This is a genomic window from Marinobacterium stanieri, assembly GCF_900155945.1.
In the GTDB taxonomy this organism is placed as follows: domain Bacteria; phylum Pseudomonadota; class Gammaproteobacteria; order Pseudomonadales; family Balneatricaceae; genus Marinobacterium; species Marinobacterium stanieri.
Genome location: NZ_FTMN01000002.1, coordinates 47,072 through 71,669, shown reverse-complemented (window position 1 = coordinate 71,669; position 24,598 = coordinate 47,072). Strand labels below are relative to the sequence as shown.

Here is a 24,598-nt window from a genome sequence, read left to right as displayed (position 1 = left end):
AGCCCACCGTCTTATATATGCCGGCAGTTTTGAGTTGCCCGTTGTCAAAAAGGATCCGTATCTCATGGGAAAAAGCCTTGTCATAGTCGAGTCGCCGGCTAAGGCCAAAACGATCAATAAGTATTTGGGCAGCCAGTATGTGGTTAAATCCAGTGTGGGTCATATTCGTGACCTGCCGACCAGCGGCAGCGCCAGTAAAAGTGATCCCAAGGAGCGTGCCCGCCAGGCGGCGTTGACACGCAAGATGTCCCCTGACGAGAAGGCCGAGTACAAGAAGCGCAAGTCACAGCAACAACTGATTGCGCGGATGGGCGTAGATCCGACACAGAACTGGGAGGCCCATTACGAGGTGCTTCCGGGCAAGGAAAAAGTCGTCGATGAGCTGCGCAAGCTGGCCAAGGATGCTGATGCCATCTACCTCGCAACGGATTTGGACCGCGAAGGGGAAGCCATTGCATGGCACCTGCGCGAAGCCATTGGCGGCGACGATAGCCGTTACCGTCGTGTGGTCTTTAACGAGATTACCAAAAAAGCCATCCAGGACGCGTTTTCCGAGCCCAGTGAGCTTGACCTGAACCGGGTAAATGCTCAGCAGGCCCGCCGTTTTCTGGACCGTGTGGTTGGCTACATGCTATCCCCGCTGCTGTGGGAAAAGATCGCCCGTGGCTTGTCTGCCGGGCGAGTGCAATCGGTCGCGGTTAAGCTGATCGTTGAGCGTGAGCGCGAGATTCGTGCTTTCATCCCGGAAGAATACTGGGAGGTACATGCCGATACCCTGACAGCCGCCGAACAGGCGTTACGCCTGCAGGTTGCTAAAGTTGGTGGCAAGGCATTCCGTCCGGTAAGCGCGGAAGAGACCGAGCAACACCTGGCACAGCTGCGTGCCGGCAACTTCGAAGTGAAAAAACGCGAAGACCGGCCGACCAGCAGCAAGCCCTCGGCACCGTTTATCACGTCTACGTTGCAGCAGGCCGCTTCCACACGCATGAGCTTTGGCGTCAAGAAAACCATGATGCTGGCTCAGCGTTTGTACGAGGCAGGTTACATCACCTACATGCGTACCGACTCAACCAATTTGAGTGCTGAGGCGGTTGAAGGCTGTCGCGAATATATCCGTGAACATTTTGGCGATGATTACCTGCCGGCGGATCCGATTAGCTACAGCAGTAAAGAGGGTGCTCAGGAAGCGCACGAAGCCATCCGTCCTTCAGACGTGAACCTTGAAGTTGAAAAACTCAAGGGTATGGAGCCGGACGCCCAGCGTTTGTATGACCTGATTCGCCGTCAATTCCTGGCGTGCCAGATGACACCGGCGCGCTACACGAGTACCCGTATCCACGTTCAGCGTGGTGATTACGAGTTGACCACCAAGGGGCGTATTCTGCGCTTTGACGGTTATACCCGTGTGCTCCCGCCCAAGAGCCGCAGTGATGAAGATGTGATCCTGCCGGACGTCAGTCAGGGCGAGGTTCTCACGCTCAAGGAGCTGGAACCGAAACAGCATTTCACCAAGCCTGCACCGCGCTACTCCGAAGCCAGCCTGGTCAAGGAACTGGAAAAGCGTGGTATCGGCCGTCCTTCCACCTATGCCTCCATCATTTCCACGATTCAGGATCGTGGTTATGTCGAAGTTCAGGGGCGTCGTTTCTATGCCTGCAAGATGGGTGACATTGTCACCGAGCGCCTGAATGAAAACTTCACTGACCTGATGGACTACAGCTTTACGGCACGCATGGAGCAAAAGCTGGATGAAGTGGCCGAAGGCAGTGTCGACTGGAAGCAGTTGTTGAACCAGTTCTACAGCGGTTTTACAGACAAGCTGGGCGATGCTCAGGGTGCTGAACACGGCATGCGGCCCAATACGCCGACCGAGACAGATATCGAATGCCCGGACTGTGGACGTCCCATGATGATCCGTACTGCCAGTACCGGCGTGTTCCTGGGCTGCTCGGGTTACAACCTGCCACCTAAAGAACGTTGCAAGTGCACCATCAACCTGGTGCCGGGTGATGAGGTGGTCAGTGTTGACGGCGATGACGAGGAAGAATCCCGTATTCTGCGCAACAAGCACCGCTGCAAAATCTGTGATGCAGCGATGGATTCCTACCTCATCGATGAAAAACGCAAGCTGCATGTGTGCGGTAACAACCCGGATTGCTCTGGCTTTGAGGTAGAGCATGGCAGCTACAAGATCAAAGGGTATGATGGCCCGAGCATCGAGTGTGACAAGTGTGGCGCCGAGATGCAGCTGAAGACAGGGCGCTTTGGTAAATTCTTTGGCTGTACCAACAGTGAGTGTAAGAACACCCGCAAATTGCTGAAGAATGGCGAGCCGGCACCACCCAAAATGGATCCGGTCCCCATGCCGGAACTGCAGTGTCAGAAAGTGGAAGACACCTATGTTCTGCGTGACGGGGCCAGCGGTTTGTTCCTGGCGGCCAGCCAGTTCCCGAAAAACCGCGAGACGCGGGCGCCGCTGGTGTCCGAAATTGTGCCGCATCGTGATGAAATCGATCCCAAGTACGATTACTTGATGCGTGCGCCGCAGAAGGATCCAGATGGTAATCCGGCCGTTATTCGCTACAGCCGCAAGACCAAAGAGCAGTATGTAATGTCTGAAGTGGAAGGCAAGGCTACCGGATGGAAGGCTTTCTACCGGGAAGGCAGTTGGCATGAAGAGACCGGGCGCAAGCGTTGAGCCCGGTTCAACAGGGAATCGAGAGGCAAACTAATGAGTGATGTTTATGCGGTCAGAACCAACCAGAAACTGAATTTTGCACGCCTGCATATCAAGGCGCTGGTTCAGGCTCAGGAGGCTTCACAATGGAGCAAGCATGCCCGCATCGAGTCATATCATGAATCGATCCTGTTTTTCCTCGCCAGTGGTTATGCCTCGCTGCTGCGCGAAATTGCCGAAAACTACGCGCTGAACGTGGATTCTGTCTCCCGCTTTGCCGATCTTCAGGTAGAGCTGGAAAAAACGGGTCAGGAGTCTCCTGAGGCGACAGAACTTGAACAGCTGGAAGGGAATTCGCAAAGCTGGCTGCACAAAATGCTGTCGGCTTATGATGCCTGCTGGTCTGCTACCAACGGAAAGCCACAGCAGGCTGCTGCAGGGGCAAGTCTGTCTGAAATTCATGTGCTGCAAATCAACCCGGATCACGCCGAAGATCAGGATATGCTGACGGAATTCAATGCCTGGCTGGATGAATTCCGCGGTCTGATCGAGCGTCTCCGGGCCAATATGCAGGAGTGGTAGGGGAGAGGTTCAGCCTTTCACCAGAATGCCCAGGCTGTTCCCCAGCTGAGCGTCCTGGTTTAGTTGGTTGATATCGGTGGTCTGGTCGGCATTGGCCCAGCAGATGACCGTGTGCGATGTGCCCGCTGCCAGGGCGCGGCTTGTCAAAAGCCGTGATGTTTCATCATCACGGGTATGCAATACCAGAATCTGCTCGATACAGGCGCCGCCCTGTTGCAGTAGATCCCGGTTCAGGTTGGCTGGCGGATTGATCAGAGTCAGCCATCGATCCTGACGGCTCAACTGGGCAATCATGGGCAGCAGTACGGGTTGCAACGAGATGGTGCTGTTGTGCAGCAGTATCTCGGTGATGTTGCAGGTCTTTGTCGCAGCGGTTTGTGATTGTTCAGCGTAGCGGTAGTCGATGGCTGGCATGGTTGTGCCCTCTGATTATTGGCCCTGCCGAATAACGCCGACGCCCAAGCCTTCGATGACCAGCTCTTCAGCCGTCAAATCGACTTCAATCGGGGCGAATTCTTCGTTCTCGGCAATGAGATATACTTTGTCGTCATCGCGCTTGAAGCGCTTGACTGTCACCTCGTCGCCAATCCTTGCGACTACAATCTGCCCATCCCGGGCATCACGTGTTTGATGAACGGCCAGCAGGTCACCATCGAGTATGCCGATGTTCTTCATGCTCATCCCTTTTACCCGCAGCAGGTAATCTGCGCGAGGGCGGAAGAAATCCGCCGAGATGGTGCAATGGTCTTCGACATGCTGCTGAGCCAGAATGGGCTCGCCCGCGGCAACCTGGCCGATTACCGGCAAGCCGTCATCCTTGCTCTCCGGCTCCGGCAGGCGAATGCCGCGTGAGGTCCCTTTGGTCAGTTCGATGGCACCCTTGCGTGCCAGCGCCTTCAGGTGTTCCTCGGCGGCGTTGGCAGAGCGGAAGCCCAGCTCGCGTGCAATATCGGCACGTGTAGGCGGGTATCCGGTGGTGTCGATGTAGTGGCGTATACAGTCCAGTACTTCTGTTTGTCGTTTTGTCAGTTTCATGGCGGCCGTTACTCAATCGATTTACTGTGATTTTATACAGTAAAAGTACTGGGTCAAGTCCTATCTGTTTAAATATCCAGTATGTTGTTAGAATGCGCGCGGATTGAATATGAGGATTGGACGTGCTGAGTGAAGCGCAGAAAAAAGAGATTCAGGGCGCTTACAGCCGCTTTCTGAAGAGTCGTGGGCTCAGGGCGCGTCCGGCTCAAAAGCAGATGATCGCAACCGTCGCCAAGGTCCTGGCTCAGGCTGATCAAGGCGGCGAGCAAGGTGCTGCCTGGAAAGACAAGATTGCGGTGGTTGAAGCAGGGACCGGTACCGGTAAAACGATTTCCTACCTGTTGGCAGCCGTGCCGCTCGCCCGTGCTACTGGACGTAAGCTGGTGCTCTCAACGGCAACAGTTGCGCTTCAGGAGCAGTTGATCAACAAGGATTTGCCCGAAGTTGAAGCCCATGCGGGCCTTGCCATGAATTATCAGTTGGCCAAGGGGCGCGGTCGTTACCTGTGTCTGAATAAGGTCGAGCAGCACCTGGAGCAACAGGGCGTGCTGGGGCAAATTGCCCTCTATGAAGATGAGCAGGCTGACAAGCTTCCCGATGAGGTTGTGCAGCAGTACCAAGCCATGATGGATGCCTATGCTGCGGGTAACTGGGATGGCGACCGCGATGCGCTGGAATCCGAAATGGATGACCAGATCTGGCAGCCCTTGACCAGTGACCACCTTCAGTGCAGCAATCGGCGGTGCCTGAACTTCAGTGCCTGTTCTTTCTACCGCGCCCGGGATCGTCTGGAAGAGGTTGATGTGGTCGTTGCTAACCACGATCTGGTGCTGGCGGACCTGGCGCTGGGTGGTGGAGCTATCCTGCCGGAGCCTGACAATACCATCTATATCTTCGACGAGGGGCATCACCTTGCCGATAAGGCCAGCAGTCATTTTGCCTTTTCGGCACGTCTGGGCTCGTCCCAAAAGATGATCGCGTCTGCTGAAAAGCAGCTGGCCCAGATGCTGTTGGATACCGGCTCTGCCATTCAGTTGGCAGACCCTGCGGAGCGATTGCATCGCCCATTCCAGAATATGGATATGGCGCTGGAGCAGCTTGACCTTTTGTTGCGCCCGATGATGGAGTCGCACGACGGTGATCGATATCGTTTCCCTGAGGGCAAGCAGCCAGAGCCGCTGCTTGAGCCCTGTGTCTTGCTGTCCAGTGCTGCCGAGCAGGCGCAGCAGCACATTGAGCGAATTGTCGATGTGCTCAAGGAAGCTCTGGAAGGCGGGATTGGTGAAATTCCGCGTGCCGCTGCAGAGCGCTGGTTTCCTCAGCTGGGTGTGCTTTGGGGGCGTGTTCAGCAGGTAGGTTGGCTGGCACAAAGCTACAGCCGGCCTGATCCAGAGGGCAAGTCGCCGACAGCCCGTTGGATCAATCGTGTTGAAACGCCGACCGGACACGATCTTGAGATGCGCAGCGCACCTGTGTCCGCAGCGGACACCCTGCAGGAGCATCTGTGGCGCCACTGTCATGCCGCCGTATTAACCTCTGCTACCTTGACGGCGTTGGGGCGCTTCGACGCCATGTTCGCGTCTTTGGGTATTCCGCGCGAGACCACAGCCGTAAGGCTGGAAAGCCCATTTGATTATGCTGCCAATGGGGTGCTCGAAGTGCCTCAGATGACGGCTGACCCCGGTGATCCCGAGGCGCATACCGAAGAGGTGTTGCGCCTTTTGAATACTGAACTGGACAAGGCGAAAGCGGCGTTGGTGCTGTTCAGCTCCTGGCGTCAGATGCGTGCCGTTCTGGACGGCCTGAATCAATCGATTAAGGACCGGTTGTTGGCGCAGGGGGATTACAGCAAGCAGGAAATTCTGCGACGCCATCGGGCCAGTATTGATGCAGGTAATGCCAGTGTTATTTTTGGTCTGGCATCCTTTGCCGAGGGGGTAGACCTGCCTGGCGATTATTTGACTGAGGTTTTCATCACCAAATTGCCGTTCAGTGTGCCTGATGATCCCGTAGATGCTACTATGGCCGAGTGGATTGAGCAGCGAGGTGGAAATCCGTTCATTGAATGGACAGTGCCTGCTGCATCCATGCGTCTTACTCAGGCAGTAGGGCGGCTTTTAAGAACAGAACAGGACCGAGGGCGAGTAGTGCTGATGGACAGACGCGTGGTAACGCGTCGTTATGGTCAGCAGCTATTGAACTCCTTGCCCCCGTTTCGACGTGAAATCAAACGTTAACCTGAATGGATCCGATCTTGAGTACAGAAGAAAAGCAGACCGCATCCGCGAATAGTTCCGAACAGAAACCGGGTAAGGGACGTCCGCGTCGACGTCGCCGTTCGCGCAAACCGCGCGATGGCGGTAATAACTGGACTCCGCAGTCCTTTGATGTGGCTATCGCCGAAGGCAAACGCAGGTTCCATGATTTTGGCTTGCCTGATGTGCTGATGAGAGCGATTGCAGATCTCAAGTTCGAATATTGCACGCCCATTCAGGCGGCAACTATTCCGCATGCCTTGAATGGACGTGACCTTATCGGTAAGGCCCAGACGGGTACCGGCAAGACCGCCGCCTTCCTGATTGGCATCATTACCGACCTGCTGGATTTCCCGCTGCCGGGCGAGCGTCGCAAAAATGAACCGCGAGCACTGATCATTGCACCTACACGTGAGCTGGCGCTGCAGATCGCATCTGATGCCGAAGGGCTGTCAGCCCATGCTGATCTGTCGGTCGTCTCCCTGGTAGGCGGTATGGATTACGAGCGTCAGCGCAAGGCGCTGGCGGCCAAGCCAGTTGATATCCTTGTTGCAACGCCTGGTCGCTTGATCGACTTTGTGCGCTCCAAGGAAGTGGATCTGTATCAGGTTGAAGTGCTGGTGCTGGATGAGGCCGACCGCATGCTGAGCATGGGCTTCATTCCGGATGTGCGCACGATTATCCGTCAGACCCCTCGCAAGGGTGCAGACCGTCAGACGCTGCTTTACAGTGCTACCTTTACCGATGATGTGATGCGTTTGGCTGAGCAGTGGACTCAAGACCCTGTCACCATCGAAATCGAGTCAGAGCACAAAACCACCGACAATGTGGCGCAGAAGGTGTTCCTGGTTTCCAGCAATGAAAAATATCAGCTGCTGCGTAACTATCTGCGTATCAATGGCATCGAGCGTGCCATCGTGTTTGGCAACCGCCGCCATGAGACCCGTGCACTGGCGGACCGCCTCAGTAAAGACGGTATCAAGGCTGCATTGATGTCCGGTGAGATTCCGCAGAACAAACGTCTGCGTACGCTGGAAGATTTCCGCAACGGCAAGATCGAAGTGCTGGTGGCTACGGATGTGGCAGGGCGTGGCATCCATATCGATGGTGTCACCCATGTGATCAACTATCAGCTGCCGGAAGATGCGGATGATTACGTGCACCGTATCGGCCGTACAGGTCGTGCTGGCGCAACCGGCACGTCAATCTGCTTCGCCTGTGAAGATGATTCCTTCCTTATCCCGGATATCGAGAAGGAAACCGGCGTTAAGCTGGAGTGTATTCACCCTGACGCTGAACTGGTGAAACCGCTGGATGCTGCTGCCAAGGCCGCTAAAGGCAAGGCTGCAGATAAAGCCTCCGAGCAGGAGCTTGAAGCCACGGAGCAAGCTGGTGATTCGTTTGATGAGGCGGTCATCGAGGCAGAGCAAAAGTCTTCAGACTCTGTCCAACCGACCGAGGCTGCTGCGACCGAAGAGACTGGTGAGGAAGAGCAGGTGGCTGCAGCGACTTCGATTGGCGAGGCCAAGGCCAGCGAACTGCTTCAATCCGCCCCTGAAGCGGTTGCCGATAGTGGTGAAGCAGTCGCTGCACCCGCAGAAGATACAGTGTCTGACGAAGCTGCACCTGTTGAAATGCTGGCGCAGTCTGATGAGCGAGCTCTGGAACCGGCACCTGCTCAGGTAGCTGAAGCCAAGTCTAATGACGATGCTGACACTGCAGCTGATGCTGATAAGGCTGAAGCAGCAGAGGTTGTATCCGTTTCCGCTCCGGCGGCAGACTCTGCTGAGCAAGCTGAGCAAGCTGAGCAAGCTGAGCAAGCTGAGCAAGCTGAGCAAGCTGAGCAAGCTGAGCAAGCTGAGCAAGCTGAGCAAGCTGAAACAACCGAGAACAAAGTATCCTGAGATCGGGTTCGTCATGGCTGACAAACACAATCTTCAGCGAATCAGTACGGTGCTGGCCATTGTGGCCAGTGCCTTCTTTGCCGCGATCGCCATTGCCGGGTATCAACGTACCGGTGATATGAACCAGTTGCTGGTTTTTCTGGTGATCGCTGTGCTTGCGTTCGCGATCGTAAAGTTCCTGTTTGCCGGCATTAGTCGTTTGCTGGATAAAATAGATTCCCCCTGAGTGTTCGCTGGCGGTGGGTGATGCCGCCTAGGGAGATTTCATGAACGCACAAACGCCGGTTGCGGTGCTGGGAGGCGGTAGCTTCGGTACCGTTCTTGCAAACTTGATGGCGGAAAAGGGCTTGCCTGTCCGTCTATGGATGCGAAATGCCGAGGCCGTTGCCGAGGTTAACGCAACCAGTCATAACACTCATTATCTGCCGGGCATTACGCTTGCGCCCTCTTTGCAGGCGACCACCGATTTGTCGGAGGCTCTGGCCGGGGTTGAGGTGGTTTTCGTCGCAATTCCCAGTAGCGGGTTTCGGGAGGTTCTGCGTCAGGCGGTTCCCCTGTTAACACCCGAGCAAATTCTTGTGTCCACCACCAAGGGTATTGAAGCCGGAACTTTCTGCCTGATGAGTCAAATCATCCAGCAGGAATGCCCGGATGCACGCTTTGGAGTACTTAGCGGTCCCAATCTTGCCAAGGAAATCGCAGCTAAGCAGCTGACGGCTACCGTTATTGCCAGTACCGATGAAACGGCGCGTGAACAGGTTCAGGCACTTCTGCATACCTCTTATTTTCGTGTCTACGCAAGTTCCGATACTTATGGTGTTGAGCTGGGCGGCACGCTCAAGAATATTTACGCCATTGCTGCGGGCCTCAGCGCCGCGCTGGGGATGGGTGAAAATACCAAGAGCATGTTGATGACGCGCAGCCTGGCGGAAATGAGCCGCTTTGCCGTGAGTCTCGGTGCCAACCCTTTCACGTTCCTCGGCCTTGCCGGTGTGGGTGATCTGATTGTCACCTGCATGTCGCCCTTGAGCCGAAACTACAGAGTCGGCTTCGCATTGGGTGAGGGTAAGACCCTGCAGCAGGCAGTGGACGCCTTAGGGGAAGTGGCTGAAGGGGTGAATACCTTGCGCCTGGTAAAGGAAAAAGCTGAGAGCATGGATATTTACATGCCCTTGGTGAGCGGTCTTTATGAGGTGGTGTTCAATCATGCACCGGTAAAAGAGGTCGCACGCGGGATGATGCTCAACACCCAGAGCACAGATGTTGAATTTGTGCTTCCCAGGCAGGAATCATAATGCAGCTGGTGTTGCTGCGACATGCCGAGGCCGTGCCTGGGCATGACCTGGATGCGGATCGCCCGTTGACCACGCGCGGGCTGCAGCAGGCACAGGTGATGGGGCAGTTGTTGGCCGCGCGTTTTGATCAGGTGCGTCTTGTGGCCAGTCCCTGGTTGCGCGCGTGTCAGACGGCCGAGCAGCTGTCAGTAGCTTTGGGTGCGTCTGTTTCTACCTTGCCTGAGCTAACACCCGTGGGAAGTCCAGAAGGTGTTGCCGGTGCTCTTGAGCCGCTTTGGCAAGATGACGGAGTATTGGTGGTTGTGACGCATCAGCCACTCTGTGGTCGTTTGGTCAACTGGCTTGTTGATGGTCGCGATCTTGGCTTGTCTGTTTCGCCATGCTGCGGTGCCTGGTTGGAGCTGGATTGGCCTGCTGCCGGTTTGGCGCTTCGCTCGCGCTGGCTGTCGCCGAATCCGGATTAAGGTGTGTTGCGTATGCAATCTGTAGATGAGCTGCGTTTTGAAGTGAATGGCCATCTGATGGCGGCGAGGGCATTGGGACCTGAAGATGGCATTCCAGTACTCGCACTGCATGGTTGGCTGGATAATGCCGCCACCTTCAAGGCTCTGGAGCCATTTCTTGATGGCATCAGGCTGGTGGCTCTTGATTTGATGGGGCATGGCTTTTCGGCGCACCGCCCTGAGGCAGTTCCCTACTATATCTGGGATAACGTTGCCGATGTGGTTGCAGTGGCTGATGAGCTGGGTTGGCAGCAGTTTCATCTGCTGGGCCACTCCATGGGGGCAGGTATTTCGTCTCTGTTGGCTGGAGCCATGCCGGAGCGCGTATTGAGCCTGGTGCTGATTGAAGGGCTTGCTCCACTTGCTGATGCGCCTGAGGACCTGCCACAGAAAATGGCGCAAGCCATTCGCCGGCATCAGCGTACTTCAAGGCCCCTACGCTACTATGACAGTATGGACGCTGCAGTAGAGGCGCGAATGAATGCCCGTTTTCCCGTGGGTAAGCAAGCGGCTCGCTGGCTTGTAGAGCGGTCTGTCGTCCATACTGCCAAGGGGTTTCGATGGCGCAGCGATTCGGCTCTGGTATTACCCTCGGTGTTGCGCTTGAGTGAAGACCAGATCCGTGCCTTTTTGCGTGCGATCACTGCTCCTGCACTGTTGGTGCTGGGCGAAGAAGGTATCGCCAATGAACTTCTGGAATCACGTGCGTCTGAAGTAAAGGGGCTGCAAAGACTGGTCTTGCCTGGTAATCACCACCTGCATATGGAGCAGGAACCCGCGCAGACAATTGCGCACACAATCATGGAGTTCTATCGCGGACTCTGAACAGGAGTGCTTCGATGTTGAGATTGACCCTTACACGGCTGTTTTCGGTAATGGCCTGTTGGCTACTGGCCACGCACTCCCTGCGGGCAGAAACCCCGCTTAATCTTGATCCTTTCCCGCTTGCAAGCGAGATCAATCAAACGGAGCGATCCGACCCCGATTACCGCCTGATGTTGGGGGGTATCATCAAAATCAATGGCCTTATTCGAAGCGATCGTGAACAGCGTCTGAATGCCAATCTGCTCAGAACCACCTGGCAGCTGCCTTCCGGCTACTCTCCCGAGTCCGGTTTCAACTTCATGCGCAAGCAGTTGATGGATAAGGGCGGTCGAGTCTTGTTCGAATGTGCTGGCCGTCAATGCGGTCCCAGTAATCTCTGGGCCAATGAGATCTTCAAGCAGGCACGACTATATGGTGTCGATAGTTCCCAGTTTTATGCGGCACTGGAGCTGGATCAGGGGCATGTGGCGCTCTATGCTGTGCGGCGCGGTAACGGTCGGGTCTATCTGCACATGGATCTGCTGACCAATGATAACCTTGCCGCTACGGAGCTGGTTGAGCTTGTGCGTCAAAGGGGGTATGCGCAGGTAGTACAGTGGCCGGAGTCTCGTGATATCGCCGTTCAGTCGTTACAGGATCTGTTGGCGGAGTTCCCGTCCCGAAACATGGTGCTGGTGGTGCACTGGCGCAGTCGAGACCTGGATCTCTCAATGACACAGTCACAGGAAGCGGCGGACCGTTTGAAGCGTACTCTGGTTGAGAAGGGGGCTTCACCGGACAGGATTGATGCGCGTGGTGTCGGTGCGCTGGTGCCCAGTGTGCTTGGCAGTCGGAGCAGTGTCGCGGTGGTGATGATGCAAGAGAAGTGAGGCATGCCTCACTTCTCTTCAGTATTGCGAAGGCTTACTTGATCAGCGACAGGAATTCGTTACGAGTTGCCTCGCTGGAGCGGAAGGAGCCCAGCATCATTGAGGTAGTCATGGATGCGTTCTGCTTCTCCACGCCGCGCATCATCATGCACATGTGCTGGGCTTCAATCACAACGCCAACGCCGGCAGCGCCAGTGACTGACTGAATCGCCTCAGCAATTTCCTTGGTCATGTTTTCCTGAATCTGTAGGCGGCGGGCATACATGTCGACGATGCGTGCCAGCTTGGACAGGCCCACGACCTTGCCCTGAGGGATGTAGGCTACATGTGCCTTGCCGATAAACGGAAGCAGGTGGTGTTCGCACAGGGAGTAAAGCTCAATGTTGCGTACCAGCACCATCTCGCTGTTATCAGACGGGAACAGGGCGTCATTAACGACCTCATCCAGCGTCTGGGTGTAGCCACGCGTGAGGAACTTCATTGCCTTGGCGGCACGTGCGGGCGTGTCCTTCAGTCCTTCTCGCTCAAGGTCCTCTCCAAGCTGTTCGATGATCTGGGAGTAGGCTGTTTCCATCGTGGTTCCTCGACTGTCGCGGCAACGGGCTAAAAACGGCGTAAATTACTTGAATATGACACTCGGGTAAAGAGCCAGCACCCGTTGGTGCTGTTGGTCCAGTCATAATCCGCCCATAAGTTTCAGCTTCAATGCCACGTTGGTTCGTGATTCAGCGTTCTGCAGTGCTTCTTCAATGGTGATTTTACCGGCTTCATACAGGTTGAGCAGGCAGGTATCGAAGGTATGGGCTGATGTGCTGCTGCTTTGATCAATTGCTTCACGGATGCGGGAATACTCGCCTCTGGCGATCAGCTTGTTGATGTAGGGGGTATTGATCAATACCTCTGTGGCCGGGATGAAGTTGCCATCCACATCATGGATAAGGCGCAACGCGACGATAGCACGCAGGTTTAGTGAGAGATCAGCGTTGATCTTGTGGCGGCTGTTCTCATGGTAGAAATTGGTCAGGTGCTCGACTGCCTGTACTGCGTTGGTTGCGTGCAGGGTCGAAAGGCAAAGGTGACCGGTTTCGGAGTAGCGCATGGCGTGCTCGACGGTGTCCTTGTCGCGCAGTTCCCCTATCATGATTACATCCGGTGCTTCACGCAGGGCGTTCTTGAGGGCGTTGTCATAGGACAGGGTATCCACGCCGACCTCGCGCTGGTTGATCAGGGAGCGCTTGTTTGTGTGCAGGAACTCGATCGGATCTTCCACGGTAAGAATGTGGCAGGCGGTACGCTGGTTGCGGTGTTCGATCATGGAGGCCAGGGCGGTTGATTTACCCGAGCCGGTGGCGCCGACCATCAAAACCAGGCCGCTGCGTAACATGATGAGGTTTTCCAATACCTTGGGGAGACGCAGTGAGTCCACCGATGGGATCTGGTGGCGGATCATGCGGATTACCATGGCTACATCACCACGTTGTCGGTAGACGTTGACACGGAAGCGGCCAATGCTTTTGATCTCATAGGCGAAGTTCAATTCCATTTCGTCACGGAATTGCTGTGCCTGATGTTCATTCATCAGGCTGTGCGCCAGCTTGTCGATATCGTCGGGCATCAGCTCGGTGTCATCGGCTGATTTGATAATGCCCTGATTCTTGATTTGAATGGGGGTGTAGCTACTGAAGAAAAGGTCCGAGGCCTCGGTTTCGGCCATCATTTGGAGGTACTTGTTCAAGTCGACCATGCTCTATCCCTAATCAGACGTTTCAGGCTGTTTAAGGATAGTCGGAAATGATCAGGATGCCTGTCTTTTCAGTAGTACATAGACTGCTCCAGTTCCTCCGTCACGGGGCTGTGCCGAGCAGAATGCCAGTACGTTATTGAGCTGCCGTAACCAGTCATTGACGCAGGATTTGAGCAGGGCTGGCTGACCGGGTTGGGTGTAGGCCTTGCCGTGCACGACAAGTACAGCGCGCAGGTTCTGACGGCAGGCGTCACGAATGAACAGACTGAGCTCATCGCGTGCCTGGTCTACGCTGTATCCATGCAGGTCCAGGCCTCCCTCCCAGGGAATATGTCCCTTGCGCAGGCGTTTCAATGTGGCGAACTGCACGCCGGGGGCAGCAAACAGCAGCTCATCGTTGGAATCGAGAATGTCTTTCGCTTCGGAGGACAGGCCATCAATGACACGCTCGACTTCACGCTCGGCTGCCTGACGGCGGTAATGGCTGGCATTATCCTGTCGCGGTTTGATGCGCGCAGGAGCCTGGCCCAGGTCGTGATGGCGGTCATGCTTGAGGGGCGTTACTCCCTGCATGGCATCGCCAAAGTCGAGATCGTCGTCGTGGTCTTGGTCAGAGTTATAAGACATAGCGTTCAAAGTTGGTTTTAAGTAACATGCTGCCCTCATTAGCAATCTATTATCAGGCGATACATGAAGTCGGATCAAGCCGCTGTTATTTCTGAATTGCATACCCTCAGGGACTTTATGCGCTGGGCATTGAGCGAGTTCAGTCGTCACCAGGTGTTTTTTGGTCACGGACATGCCGAGGCCTGGGATGAAGCATCGCAGCTGGTGTTGAATGCCGTTGATCTGCCCTGGGATACCAATCCGGCGGTGCTGGACGGGCGTCTGACTCAGGCAGAGAAAGCCCGTGTGGTCGATTTCGTGTCCCAGCGGACGCTTGAGCGCAAGCCCTTGCCATACATCACCGGTGAAGCCTGGTTTATGGGGCTGCCTTTTAATGTGGATGAACGGGTGCTTATTCCCCGTTCTCCTGTGGCGGAGCTGATCGCTGCCGGTTTTGAGCCCTGGCTGCGTCCGGGGCCGGTTAACCGTATCCTTGATCTCTGCACTGGCAGCGGCTGTATCGGTATCGCCTGTGCCTATGCGTTTGAAGAGGCTGAAGTGGACCTTGCGGATATCTCGACCGACGCGCTTGAGGTAGCCCAGGCTAATATCGCCAGACATGCTCTGGAAGATCGAGTACGTGCCTGTCAGGGCGATCTTTTTGCGGCGGTTGAGGGTGAAACCTATGACCTTATCGTCAGCAATCCGCCGTATGTCGATGCGGATGATCTGGCCAGCATGCCTGAAGAGTATGGCCATGAGCCTGCGTTGGCACTGGGTTCAGGGCCTGACGGGCTCGATATTACACGCCGTATCCTGCAGATGGCTGCACAGCATTTAACGCCCGAGGGTCTGCTGGTGGTCGAGGTGGGCAATAGCGAAGTCCATCTGATGCAAAGCCTTCCTGAGCTGCCCCTGGTGTGGGTTGAGCTGGAGCAGGGCGGTAACGGTATTTTCGTGATTACGGCCGAAGAGCTGCGCGCTCACGCCGATTTGTTATAACCCCAATGGCTGGCTTCGCCGGTCATTGAACTGAATCAGAGAAGATAGATGTCCGGTAACAGCTTTGGAAAACTGTTTACAGTCACTACGTTCGGTGAGAGCCATGGCCCTGCACTGGGGTGTATCGTTGATGGCTGCCCTCCGGGAATCGAGCTGAGCGAAGCTGATCTGCAGGCTGATCTCGATCGACGCAAACCCGGTACCTCGCGTCATACGACGCAGCGCCGCGAGCCTGATGAAGTGCGTATTCTGTCCGGTGTATTTGAAGGCCGTACTACGGGTACGTCGATCGGGCTATTAATCGAGAACACCGATCAGCGCTCCAAGGATTACTCCAATATCGCGGAGACCTTCCGTCCGGCCCATGCCGATTACGTGTATTCGCACAAATACGGGTTCCGTGATTATCGTGGTGGCGGGCGTTCATCGGCACGTGAAACGGCCATGCGCGTTGCTGCCGGTGCCATTGCCAAGAAAGTGTTGGCAGACAAAGGCGTCCAGGTTCGTGGCTATCTGTCTCAACTGGGTCCGATTGCCATTGATCAGGCCCGTTTCGACTGGGATGAGGTTGGTCGCAATCCATTCTTCTCCCCGGATGCCGAAGCTGCGGAGCAGATGGCGGAGTACATGGATGCGTTACGCAAGGAAGGTAATTCCATCGGTGCGCGCATCTCTGTTGAGGCCACGGGTGTTCCGGTAGGGTTGGGTGAGCCGATCTTCGACCGTCTGGATGCAGACCTCGCCCATGCGTTGATGAGCATTAATGCTGTCAAAGGCGTAGAAATTGGTGATGGCTTTGCGGTTGTTAACCAGAAGGGTACCGAGCACCGTGACGAGATGACGCCGGAGGGCTTCCTGTCCAATCATGCCGGCGGCATTCTGGGCGGAATCTCGACGGGTCAGGCGATCAGTGCTCATATTGCGCTCAAGCCGACTTCGAGCCTGCGTCTGCCGGGTCGCAGTATCAATGCTTCAGGTGAAGAGATTGAAGTGGTGACCAAGGGCCGTCATGACCCCTGTGTCGGCATCCGAGCTACGCCTATTGCCGAGGCGATGATGGCTATCGTACTGCTGGACCACCTGATGCGTGATCGCGGTCAGAATGCGGATGTGACGACGGATTTGCCGGTGCTGGCAGATGTACCGACCCAGGGTGATTAATTCACCTGTCCAGTATGTAAGGATTTTCTGCAAGGCCTGTTGTTTTAGCTTGAATTTTGAGCAAAACGCGGTTTAAATTCGCAGAAATTTGATCAGTCCCAACCCTTTGGGGTGCATCGGGTCTGGCAGTGAACAGGGTATGAGGGATTCCCGAGTATCAATGTGCCGCTGCTCTGACGCTGGTGTGGCCCGGAAGGTTGGGTTTTTTCTTTTTAAACTCTGTGAAAACAGACTTGTCTGGAGTTATCGCCCATGCAAGAAGCGAAAGACCTGTCGTCCGAAGTGATCGACCAAGAGACGCCAGGCAGTGTGGCTGATTGGCCCGCCTACACCCAGGGTGACGATGAAGAGCGCCTGGACTTCTTCATCGAGCGTGACGGTCATCGTTACGCCGGTACTCACCTGATCATTGATCTGCGCGGCGCTTCGCGTCTGGATGATCTGGAGGTGATGGAGAAAGCCCTGCGCGAATCCATCAAGGCGGCCAAGGCGACACTGCTGCATATCCACCTTCACCATTTTACCCCTAACGGTGGTATTTCCGGTGTGGCGGTATTGGCCGAATCGCATATCAGTGTGCATACCTGGCCTGAACGCAATTTCGCTGCATTTGATGTGTTCATGTGTGGTGAGTCCGAGCCCGCCAAGGCGATTCCGGTTCTGGAAGCGGCATTCTCGCCTGATCAGGTAGATGTCGAAGAAATTCTGCGAGGCAAGGTAAGCATCGATGACGACGACTATTTTTCGTGAAGGGCTGTACGAGGGGTACGGCCAGAGCTTTACTCTTGATGAGGTGCTGTTTGAGCACCGCACTGAACATCAGGAACTGATTATCTTCCGCAACCGTGACTTCGGCACGGTGATGGCGCTGGATGGTATTATCCAGACCACCGAGCGTGATGAGTTTGTTTACCACGAGATGATGACGCATGTGCCGATTCTGGCCCATGGTGCGGCACGTCGTGTGCTGATCATTGGCGGTGGTGACGGCGGTATTCTGCGTGAGGTGCTGCGCCATGATAGCGTTGAGCATGTCACCCAGGTCGAGATTGACCAGGCCGTGATCGACATGTGCAAACAGTATCTGCCCAACCACTCTGCTGGTGCCTTTGACGATCCGCGTGCCAATATTGTTATTGCCGATGGCGTGGACTTTGTCAGTGAGTGTCAGGATCGCTTTGATGTGATCATCTCTGACTGCACCGATCCTATCGGTCCGGGTGAGGTGCTGTTCAGCAGCCGTTTCTATGAAGGTTGCAAGCGTTGCCTGAATCCGGGTGGCGTGTTTGTGGCCCAGAACGGTGTGCCCTTCATGCAGCAGGATGAAGTAATCACTACCCGTCAGCGTTTGTCTCCGTATTTTGCTGATCAGAGCTTCTACAATGCGGCGGTGCCGACCTATGTTGGTGGTGTGATGACCTTTGCCTGGGCCAGCGATAACGCTGACCTGCGTGAGCTGGATGTGAAGACACTGGCTGAACGCTATGAGCAAAGCGGCATACGTACCCGTTACTATAATCCGGCGCTGCATGCGGCCAGCTTTGCACTGCCTCAATATGTACTGGATGCACTGAGCGAAGCCTGACCCCCGCTGTTTTGAATACCCAAGCCGGCCATGTGCCGGCTTTTTCATGTCGGAAATACAGATGCCATACGTACGACTTTCAGGCTTTTATTACTTTTACTTTGCGCTCCTGGGTGTGCTTGTTCCCTATTGGACGCTGTACCTGGAATCACTCCGTTTCGGACCTGAGGTTATAGGTCTGCTGATGGGGATGTTGCATCTGACGCGCGTGCTGGCGCCTAATTTGTGGGGGTGGTTGGCAGACAGAACGGGTCAGCGGGTTCGTATTGTGCGTTTTGGTGCGCTGGCGGCGACGCTCTGCTTCGTGCCGATTTTCTGGCAACAGGGGGCGCTGGGTGTCGGGTTGGTGATGCTGGGGTTCAGCTTTTTCTGGAACGCGGTGTTGCCTCAGTTCGAAGTGATTACCCTGCAGCACCTGGGCAAGGCATCTCACGAATACAGCCGTGTTCGCGTGTGGGGCTCTATCGGGTTTATCTGTGCGGTTGTTGCTGTGGGCGGGTTGCTGGACCTTATTGGTGTGGCCTGGGTGCCCTGGGTGGTGTTGGGGCTGCTGGCGCTGATCTGGCTGAATACCCTGCTGATCAACATGGGGGCTGCAGGTTCCGCAGAGCGGCCAATGGATGGCGTTGGTATTTGGCATATCCTGCGACAGCCCCAGGTGGCTGCCTTTTTTGCAGTCTGCTTTCTGGTCCAGTTTGGGCATGGGCCCTATTACACCTTTTACAGCGTGTTGATGCAGGATCTGGGCTATGGTCGGACCGCAATTGGTTTGCTCTGGGCGCTGGGTGTGCTGGCCGAAGTGGGTATTTTTCTGCTCATGCCGCGTTTACTGGAAGGGCTGGGTCTGCGGAGTCTGATGCTGATCAGTCTGCTGCTTTGCGTGTTGCGCTGGGGGCTGATCGCGGTACTGCCAGAGTCGCTGGGTGTCATGCTGTTTGCACAGCTTCTGCATGCGGCGACCTTTGGCTGTTTGCATGCGGTCGGGATTGCTCTGGTGCAACACTATTTCACGCCAGCTACCAGCGGGCGAGGTCAGGCGCTGTTCTCAAGCCTGGGCTTTGGTGCAGGTGGTGCCATCGGTGCAGTGGTCAGTGGTCTCATGTGGGAATCGCTGGGGCAGTACACCTTTCTGGTGGCGTCCTTGGCTGCGCTGATTGCCTTTGGCCTGGCTTGGGTCTGGATCAAGCCCGATCTATGGCAACCCTTTGATCGATGAAGTTGTTTTGCACTGCAGTTGCTATAGTATGAAACAAATGACATGTTGATGAGTCGGGGTAGTCATGAACTTCAAGATTGATGTCGAAATGACACCGGAAGAGCTGCGCAGGGCATTGGGGTTACCGGATGTTTCTGCATTGCAGCAGGATATGATCGACAAGGTCAGGGAGCAGATGGAGGCGGGGGCTGAAGGTTATGACCCGCTGACGTTGCTCAAGCCTTACCTCAATAATGGTCTCGGTTCGATGGAAGCCTTCCAGAAGCTGATGTTCGGCATGATGAACCAGTATGGAAAAGGCGGTCGCGACGCCGACTGAATGGCCGACTGAATGGATAGTTTGATTAGATGAGCCAGAATGGATCAGGAGAAGCAGGCGTGCGGATTCTGCGAAAGTATACCAACCGTCGACTATATGATACTTCGCGCAGCTGTTACGTGACCCTTGAGGACGTAAAGCAGCTGGTACTCAATGGCGAAAATTTTCAGGTTCAGGACTCCAAAACCGGCAATGATCTCACCCGGAATATTCTGCTCCAGATTATCAGTGAGCAGGAAGCCGAGGGGCACGGCACACTATTGACCAATCAGGTGCTGCAGCAGTTGATCCGTTTTTATGGTGATAGCATGCAGGGCATGATGAGCCAGTACCTTGAGCAGAGTATTGCAGCTTTTCTGGAGCACCAGGACCGTATCCGCGAACAGATGCAGACCATGATGGGGGCAGCCAACCCGCTCACCATGATGGGTCGTTTTGCCGACCAGAACATGGCGGTGTGGAACATGTTTGCGCCCAAGCCGGGTGAATCGGCACCGGAGGCAGAAGAGAAGGCCTCTGAAGAGGCAAAAGATACGCCTGCAGATGATGCAGCCAAGGACGATAAGCCCAAGTCCTGATATTAATGATCAAGGCTCTGATTGGTCTGTTTCTTGTAGCCAGTCTTGTATGGCTGCAGGAACTGATTTCAGGGCCTTATTTCCCATCAGTGTGCCGATATGGCCGGCACCGATTTCCAGTGACTGGTAGTGTCCCCGCTTGCAAATCTGCTCCAGTGCGCGTGATGCGTTGGGCGGTACCAGGTGGTCGTGTTTGCCGTAGATGTTCAAAACAGGTGCGGCAAGGCGGCTCATATCGACTTTAAAGTTTCCTGAATCGAACTTCCCATCCAGCAGGCGGTTGTGTTGGAAAAACAGCTCAACAAACTGCTGCAAAGCCCTTCCTGCCAGGTCCGGGCAGTCGTTTAACCAGCGTTCCATCAGCATGTATTGCGCAACCGAATCAGGTTTTTCAACAAGACGTGGTGCTGTTGTCAGGTGTTTCAGCTGGCCCAGCCGCATGGGTTGTAGTCCGGAGAAAACCTGAGTGACCAGTGGACCGGGAATATTGCCGTATGCGCTCACCAGCTGCTGAATGTCGACCCCGCGGTACAGCTGGCTCAGGGTAAAGTCGGCGGCATGGAAATCGACCGGCGTGACCAGGGTGACCAGTCGGTTAACCAGCTCCGGGTGTATGGAGGCATAGCAGAGGCTGAATACGCCTCCCTGGCAGATGCCGGCCAGGTTGACCCGGGGGTTGTCGGCGTGGCTGGCAGCGGCCTGGATGCAGGCGTGCATGATCTGGTCTACGTAATGCTCAAGCCCACGAAAGCGCTGGCAGCGTTCGGGCTGTCCCCAGTCTATCAGATACACACTGAAACCCTGAGTAACCAGTGCTTCAATGAGCGAACTGCCGGGGGCCAGATCCAGAATCCAGGGGCGATTGACCAATGCATAGCAGAGCACTAATGGGCGCTTATGGCGAGGGCGTTCAGGGATAAACGCGCGCAAGCAAACCCCTTCGTTCTGCCAGATGATCTGGTGGCTGGAGTAATGGTGCTGGCATTGTGTGTTGAGCAGGGGTGTGGCTGAGCGTCGCAGCTGTTCGCGTTCCTGCGCAAGGTTCCTGCTCAGTGCGTCGGCATCAGTGTTTATCACGGTCAGAGCCTTGAATGATGCTTTGCATAGCCAGCATCTGTTGTTCCAGTTGCCAGACGCGGTCCTGCAGAGTCTGGTGTTTGAGGCTTAGCTCATCATACTCTGCCAGGCTCACCAGACCAAAGCGTGTGCACAGGTGGTCGGTCAAGGCTTGCCAGTCCGCTCGCACGCGGCTGCCTGCGTCAACCAGTTGATTGAAGCTCGCAATAAAGTCGGGTTGTCTTAGCGCGTTATTGAAACGTGCTTCGAAAATATCGACCCAAAGTGTGTGAAGGGACTGAATGTCGTTAACGCCTTCTGATTCAAGGTGATCTGCCAGCTCATTAAGGGATGCGTGGTTTATGTGGCTGAGCTGCTGCTGATGCGCGTGTTGTGCCTGCTGAAACAGAATCAGGCTGCTCAACAGGTTTTGGCTGTGCTGCAGCAGTGTGCGTGGCAGGCTGGACAGTTGCTGTATGCGTTGCAGGAAGGATTCAATATCACTGCTTTGCTTGGCAGGATCAGGTGAGCGGCTCAGGAACGGGGATAGCAACGCCAGCTGGTCCGGCAGGAAGCAGCTGGAATTGATCCAGTCATGACACAAACCATCCAGATGCTGGCGGTAGCTGTCCAAAAGCTGCTGACGTGACAGCTGGCCATCGTTGCTTTGTTCGAGCAGAGACTGGGCCAGATTTTCAAATCGCTGGTTGAGCCGCGTCATTTGCTGCAGCAGGTCGACGGCCTGGGGCTCGGAGTGCTCGGGAATGCGATCAAGTGTTGACTGCCACTGCTGTAACCAGCTGGCCCCGTCGCTGGACTGCTGCTCGAGCTGGTCAAGCCATTGTTGCAGTGCATTCCGGAAATACTCGGACAAAACGGGGTCTCCGCAGGTTCAGGGGGCGTTTCGCCCATCTTAAACGAAGCTGTCAGGCAGTTAAACGGCCTCCGGCAGCATGTTCAACAGCTCACGGGCGGCATTGCTCAAAGTTCGGTTCCGATGGTGAATGCAGCCCAATGGACGGTAGACCGCTTCAGTGCCGGTTTCCAGTCGATGCAGGCTTTGATCAATCATGGTTTCAGGCAGCAGGCTCCAGCCCAGCCCAACACTCACCATCATGCGTATGGTGTCCATATAGTCGGTGCTCATCCCAAGATTGGGTTCGAGGCCTTGCAGTGCCAGGTGTTGTCGCACGCGCTGATGAGTAAAGGTATCAGTGCCGGGCAAAATGGCCGGGTAACGGTTCAGTTCATCCAGACTTACCTGGGCGGCGCTGGCGAGCGGGTGCGTTTTGGCTACCACATACTGGAGACGATCCGACCAGAGCGTGCGAGCCAGAATGCGATCATCAGCTTCCGGTGCCAGCGTGATCAGGGCCAATTCAAAATCACCTTTGAGAACGCCTTCATAGGCAAACTCGGACGCGGCAAAGCGGAGATCAAGCTCAACCTCGGGAAAGCGGTTGATGAACGCTTTAAGCACAGGGGGTAAGCGGTGCAGGCTGATGTGGTGGCTGGCAGCCAGTGTGAGCTTGCCCGTTACCTCGCCGGCATTTTCCTTGATCAGTTTTTCTGCGTCTTCGAGCGCGTGCAAAATGTCACGTGCCTTGGGTAACAATCGGCTTCCGGCTTCGGTCAGAACTACCTGGCGCCCGATGCGGTCAAACAGGCGACAGTCCAATTGATCTTCGAGCAGGGCGATGCGCTTGCTGACGGCGGACTGGGTTAGAAAGAGTTTCTGGGCCGCCTGTGAGAAAGAGTGGCTGTCAACGACGGTAACAAAGGCGGTAAGACCGGCAGTATCCACGGCAGTATCCTGTCTTGAAAGCTTGGGTTTAGACTAGCATTCCTGGCAGGAATCCAAAAGATAAAAAATATGAATTTGTTTATTTGAGGTGGCTGCACTAGGATGGACCCCAAATTACGCCAAGGTGCTGCACGAATACAGGGGAGAGAAGCATGGCTGGCAAAACACTTTACGACAAGCTCTGGGATGATCATCTCGTTCGTCAGAATGAAGATGGCAGTGCGCTGATCTATATTGATCGCCAGATCCTGCACGAAGTTACTTCACCACAGGCTTTTGAAGGTCTGCGCCTGGCGGGCCGCAAGCCCTGGCGCATCGACGCCAACCTGGCGACGCCTGACCACAACGTGCCGACTACCGAGCGCTCCGCCGGTGTCGACCAGATTGCTGACCCGGTATCCCGCATTCAGGTGAAAACCCTGGACAGCAACTGTGACGAATTTGGTATCACCGAGTTCAAAATGAACGACCAGCGTCAGGGCATCGTTCACGTGGTGGGGCCTGAGCAGGGTATGACGCTGCCGGGTACTACGGTGGTCTGTGGTGACTCTCATACCTCTACGCACGGTGCCTTCGGTGCGCTGGCACATGGTATCGGTACCTCTGAGGTTGAGCATGTGCTGGCGACTCAGTGTCTGATCGCCAAGAAAATGAAAAACATGCTGGTGCGTGTTGATGGTGAATTGGGTGCGGGTGTAACCGCCAAGGATGTAGTGCTGCACATCATCGGCGTGATTGGTACCGCCGGTGGCACGGGTCACGCCATTGAATTTGGCGGTACGGCCATGCGTTCCATCTCCATGGAAGGCCGTATGACCATCTGTAACATGGCGATCGAAGCGGGTGCCCGTGTTGGTCTGGTAGCTGTTGATGACACCACCATCGAATACTTCCGTGGTCGTCCCTTCTCGCCGAGCGAGGAGCAGTGGGATGCGGCTGCTGCTGCGTGGAAGCAGCTGGTATCTGATGATGATGCGCAGTTTGATACCGTCGTCGAAATCAAGGCTGAAGATATCCAGCCGCAGGTCACCTGGGGTACATCGCCGGAAATGGTTGCGCCTGTCAGTGCACTGGTGCCAAACCCCGATGCCGAGAACGATGCGGTCAAGGCAGATGGTATTCGCCGCGCCCTGCAGTACATGGGTCTGCAGGCAGATCAGAAAATCACCGATATCAAGCTGGATCGTGTCTTTATCGGTTCCTGCACCAACTCGCGTATTGAAGACCTGCGTGCCGCTGCTGAAGTGGTGAAAGGGCGCAAGGTTGCAGACAATGTGAAGCAGGCACTTGTAGTGCCGGGCTCGGGTCTGGTGAAAACTCAGGCGGAAGCTGAAGGTCTGGACAAGATCTTCATCGAAGCCGGTCTGGAATGGCGTGAGCCGGGCTGCTCCATGTGTCTGGCGATGAACCCGGATAAATTGGGTCAGGGCGAGCATTGTGCGTCTACCTCCAACCGTAACTTTGAAGGCCGTCAGGGCTTTGGTGGGCGTACCCACCTGGTGAGCCCGGCCATGGCAGCCGCTGCTGCGGTTACCGGCCATTTCGTCGATGTGCGCGAATTGATGCAGTAAGGAGACCTGTG

Annotated in this window: 24 protein-coding genes and 1 pseudogene; 17 read left to right on the top strand and 8 right to left on the bottom strand. The window is 55.5% G+C overall.

Going from position 1 to position 24,598, the window contains the following annotated elements; genetic code table 11:
* Positions 1-64: 64 nt before the first annotated feature.
* Both topA and BW956_RS05155 read left to right on the top strand, forming a co-directional pair.
* Positions 65-2,698, top strand: a complete 2,634-nt coding sequence (topA, locus tag BW956_RS05160) for a type I DNA topoisomerase (RefSeq protein WP_076461419.1) — start codon at positions 65-67, stop codon at positions 2,696-2,698.
* A 33-nt stretch (positions 2,699-2,731) separates the two neighbouring features.
* Positions 2,732-3,259 carry a DUF6586 family protein gene (locus tag BW956_RS05155; RefSeq protein ID WP_076461418.1) on the top strand — a complete coding sequence of 176 codons (528 nt, stop codon included), beginning with the start codon at positions 2,732-2,734 and terminating at the stop codon, positions 3,257-3,259.
* A 9-nt stretch (positions 3,260-3,268) separates the two neighbouring features.
* Here the strand turns inward: BW956_RS05155 and BW956_RS05150 are convergent, their stop codons facing one another.
* Together BW956_RS05150 and lexA are read right to left on the bottom strand one after the other, a co-directional pair.
* Positions 3,269-3,673, bottom strand: a complete 405-nt coding sequence (locus tag BW956_RS05150) for a cell division inhibitor SulA (RefSeq protein ID WP_010324339.1) — start codon at positions 3,671-3,673, stop codon at positions 3,269-3,271.
* 15 nt (positions 3,674-3,688) lie between these two features.
* The gene (gene lexA, locus BW956_RS05145) at positions 3,689-4,294 is read right to left on the bottom strand and encodes a transcriptional repressor LexA (RefSeq protein ID WP_010324340.1); all 606 of its coding nucleotides are present in this window, start codon (positions 4,292-4,294) and stop codon (positions 3,689-3,691) included.
* A 122-nt stretch (positions 4,295-4,416) separates the two neighbouring features.
* Here lexA and dinG point away from each other — a divergent pair, with 122 nt between their 5' ends.
* The 7 genes and pseudogenes from dinG to BW956_RS05110 all read left to right on the top strand — a co-directional run bounded on the left by dinG (position 4,417) and on the right by BW956_RS05110 (position 11,945).
* Positions 4,417-6,531: an ATP-dependent DNA helicase DinG gene (gene dinG / locus BW956_RS05140; protein ID WP_076461417.1), complete on the top strand. Its 2,115-nt coding sequence runs from the start codon at positions 4,417-4,419 to the stop codon at positions 6,529-6,531.
* 17 nt (positions 6,532-6,548) lie between these two features.
* Positions 6,549-7,838: pseudogene (rhlB, locus tag BW956_RS05135) on the top strand (ATP-dependent RNA helicase RhlB); the annotation flags it as partial.
* Between the two features lie 628 nt (positions 7,839-8,466).
* Entirely contained in the window at positions 8,467-8,679 is a 213-nt protein-coding gene (locus BW956_RS22385; RefSeq protein ID WP_076461416.1) for a hypothetical protein, read from the top strand.
* Positions 8,680-8,719: 40 nt separating this feature from the next.
* Complete coding sequence (locus BW956_RS05125; protein WP_076461414.1) at positions 8,720-9,748, top strand: NAD(P)H-dependent glycerol-3-phosphate dehydrogenase; 1,029 nt, start codon at positions 8,720-8,722, stop codon at positions 9,746-9,748.
* Positions 9,748-10,212 (top strand): phosphohistidine phosphatase SixA, encoded by a 465-nt coding sequence (gene sixA, locus BW956_RS05120; RefSeq protein WP_076461412.1) that lies wholly within the window; start codon positions 9,748-9,750, stop codon positions 10,210-10,212. The genes BW956_RS05125 and sixA overlap by 1 nt, the downstream gene beginning before the upstream one ends.
* A gap of 12 nt (positions 10,213-10,224) precedes the next feature.
* Positions 10,225-11,076 (top strand): alpha/beta fold hydrolase, encoded by an 852-nt coding sequence (locus BW956_RS05115; RefSeq protein WP_076461410.1) that lies wholly within the window; start codon positions 10,225-10,227, stop codon positions 11,074-11,076.
* A 14-nt stretch (positions 11,077-11,090) separates the two neighbouring features.
* Complete coding sequence (locus BW956_RS05110) at positions 11,091-11,945, top strand: DUF4892 domain-containing protein (protein ID WP_076461408.1); 855 nt, start codon at positions 11,091-11,093, stop codon at positions 11,943-11,945.
* Between the two features lie 34 nt (positions 11,946-11,979).
* Here BW956_RS05110 and folE read toward each other — a convergent pair whose 3' ends face one another.
* The 3 genes from folE to BW956_RS05095 all read right to left on the bottom strand — a co-directional run bounded on the left by folE (position 11,980) and on the right by BW956_RS05095 (position 14,316).
* Entirely contained in the window at positions 11,980-12,519 is a 540-nt protein-coding gene (gene folE, locus BW956_RS05105; RefSeq protein ID WP_010322932.1) for a GTP cyclohydrolase I FolE, read from the bottom strand.
* Positions 12,520-12,621: 102 nt separating this feature from the next.
* On the bottom strand, positions 12,622-13,689 hold the full coding sequence (locus BW956_RS05100; RefSeq protein ID WP_010322933.1) for a PilT/PilU family type 4a pilus ATPase: 1,068 nt from the start codon (positions 13,687-13,689) through the stop codon (positions 12,622-12,624).
* Positions 13,690-13,740: 51 nt separating this feature from the next.
* A complete protein-coding gene (locus tag BW956_RS05095; RefSeq protein WP_076461407.1) occupies positions 13,741-14,316 on the bottom strand; it encodes a Smr/MutS family protein in 576 nt (191 codons plus the stop codon).
* A 63-nt stretch (positions 14,317-14,379) separates the two neighbouring features.
* Between BW956_RS05095 and prmB the strand changes: the two genes are divergently transcribed.
* The 7 genes from prmB (at position 14,380) to phaR (ending at position 20,156) form a co-directional block, all read left to right on the top strand.
* On the top strand, positions 14,380-15,297 hold the full coding sequence (gene prmB, locus BW956_RS05090) for a 50S ribosomal protein L3 N(5)-glutamine methyltransferase (RefSeq protein WP_076461406.1): 918 nt from the start codon (positions 14,380-14,382) through the stop codon (positions 15,295-15,297).
* A gap of 48 nt (positions 15,298-15,345) precedes the next feature.
* Complete coding sequence (gene aroC, locus BW956_RS05085; protein ID WP_076461405.1) at positions 15,346-16,458, top strand: chorismate synthase; 1,113 nt, start codon at positions 15,346-15,348, stop codon at positions 16,456-16,458.
* A gap of 252 nt (positions 16,459-16,710) precedes the next feature.
* Positions 16,711-17,208, top strand: a complete 498-nt coding sequence (speD, locus tag BW956_RS05080) for an adenosylmethionine decarboxylase (protein WP_010322937.1) — start codon at positions 16,711-16,713, stop codon at positions 17,206-17,208.
* Positions 17,186-18,043 carry a polyamine aminopropyltransferase gene (gene speE, locus BW956_RS05075; RefSeq protein ID WP_010322938.1) on the top strand — a complete coding sequence of 286 codons (858 nt, stop codon included), beginning with the start codon at positions 17,186-17,188 and terminating at the stop codon, positions 18,041-18,043. The genes speD and speE overlap by 23 nt, the downstream gene beginning before the upstream one ends.
* Before the next feature lie 61 nt (positions 18,044-18,104).
* A complete protein-coding gene (locus BW956_RS05070; RefSeq protein ID WP_076462089.1) occupies positions 18,105-19,259 on the top strand; it encodes an MFS transporter in 1,155 nt (384 codons plus the stop codon).
* Between the two features lie 64 nt (positions 19,260-19,323).
* The gene (locus BW956_RS05065) at positions 19,324-19,578 is read left to right on the top strand and encodes a DUF6489 family protein (RefSeq protein ID WP_076461404.1); all 255 of its coding nucleotides are present in this window, start codon (positions 19,324-19,326) and stop codon (positions 19,576-19,578) included.
* A gap of 59 nt (positions 19,579-19,637) precedes the next feature.
* Positions 19,638-20,156 (top strand): polyhydroxyalkanoate synthesis repressor PhaR, encoded by a 519-nt coding sequence (phaR, locus tag BW956_RS05060; RefSeq protein ID WP_010322941.1) that lies wholly within the window; start codon positions 19,638-19,640, stop codon positions 20,154-20,156.
* 9 nt (positions 20,157-20,165) lie between these two features.
* Here phaR and BW956_RS05055 read toward each other — a convergent pair whose 3' ends face one another.
* Genes BW956_RS05055 through BW956_RS05045 form a run of 3 tightly spaced genes read right to left on the bottom strand, consistent with a single transcriptional unit; the run spans position 20,166 to position 23,016 of the window.
* Entirely contained in the window at positions 20,166-21,233 is a 1,068-nt protein-coding gene (locus BW956_RS05055; protein ID WP_076461400.1) for an alpha/beta fold hydrolase, read from the bottom strand.
* On the bottom strand, positions 21,220-22,086 hold the full coding sequence (locus BW956_RS05050) for a poly(R)-hydroxyalkanoic acid synthase subunit PhaE (protein ID WP_076461398.1): 867 nt from the start codon (positions 22,084-22,086) through the stop codon (positions 21,220-21,222). Before BW956_RS05050 ends, BW956_RS05055 begins: the two co-directional genes overlap by 14 nt.
* 60 nt (positions 22,087-22,146) lie before the next feature.
* On the bottom strand, positions 22,147-23,016 hold the full coding sequence (locus tag BW956_RS05045) for a LysR family transcriptional regulator (protein ID WP_076461396.1): 870 nt from the start codon (positions 23,014-23,016) through the stop codon (positions 22,147-22,149).
* Positions 23,017-23,168: 152 nt separating this feature from the next.
* Between BW956_RS05045 and leuC the strand changes: the two genes are divergently transcribed.
* The gene (gene leuC / locus BW956_RS05040; protein ID WP_076461394.1) at positions 23,169-24,587 is read left to right on the top strand and encodes a 3-isopropylmalate dehydratase large subunit; all 1,419 of its coding nucleotides are present in this window, start codon (positions 23,169-23,171) and stop codon (positions 24,585-24,587) included.
* The last annotated feature ends 11 nt before the right edge of the window (positions 24,588-24,598 follow it).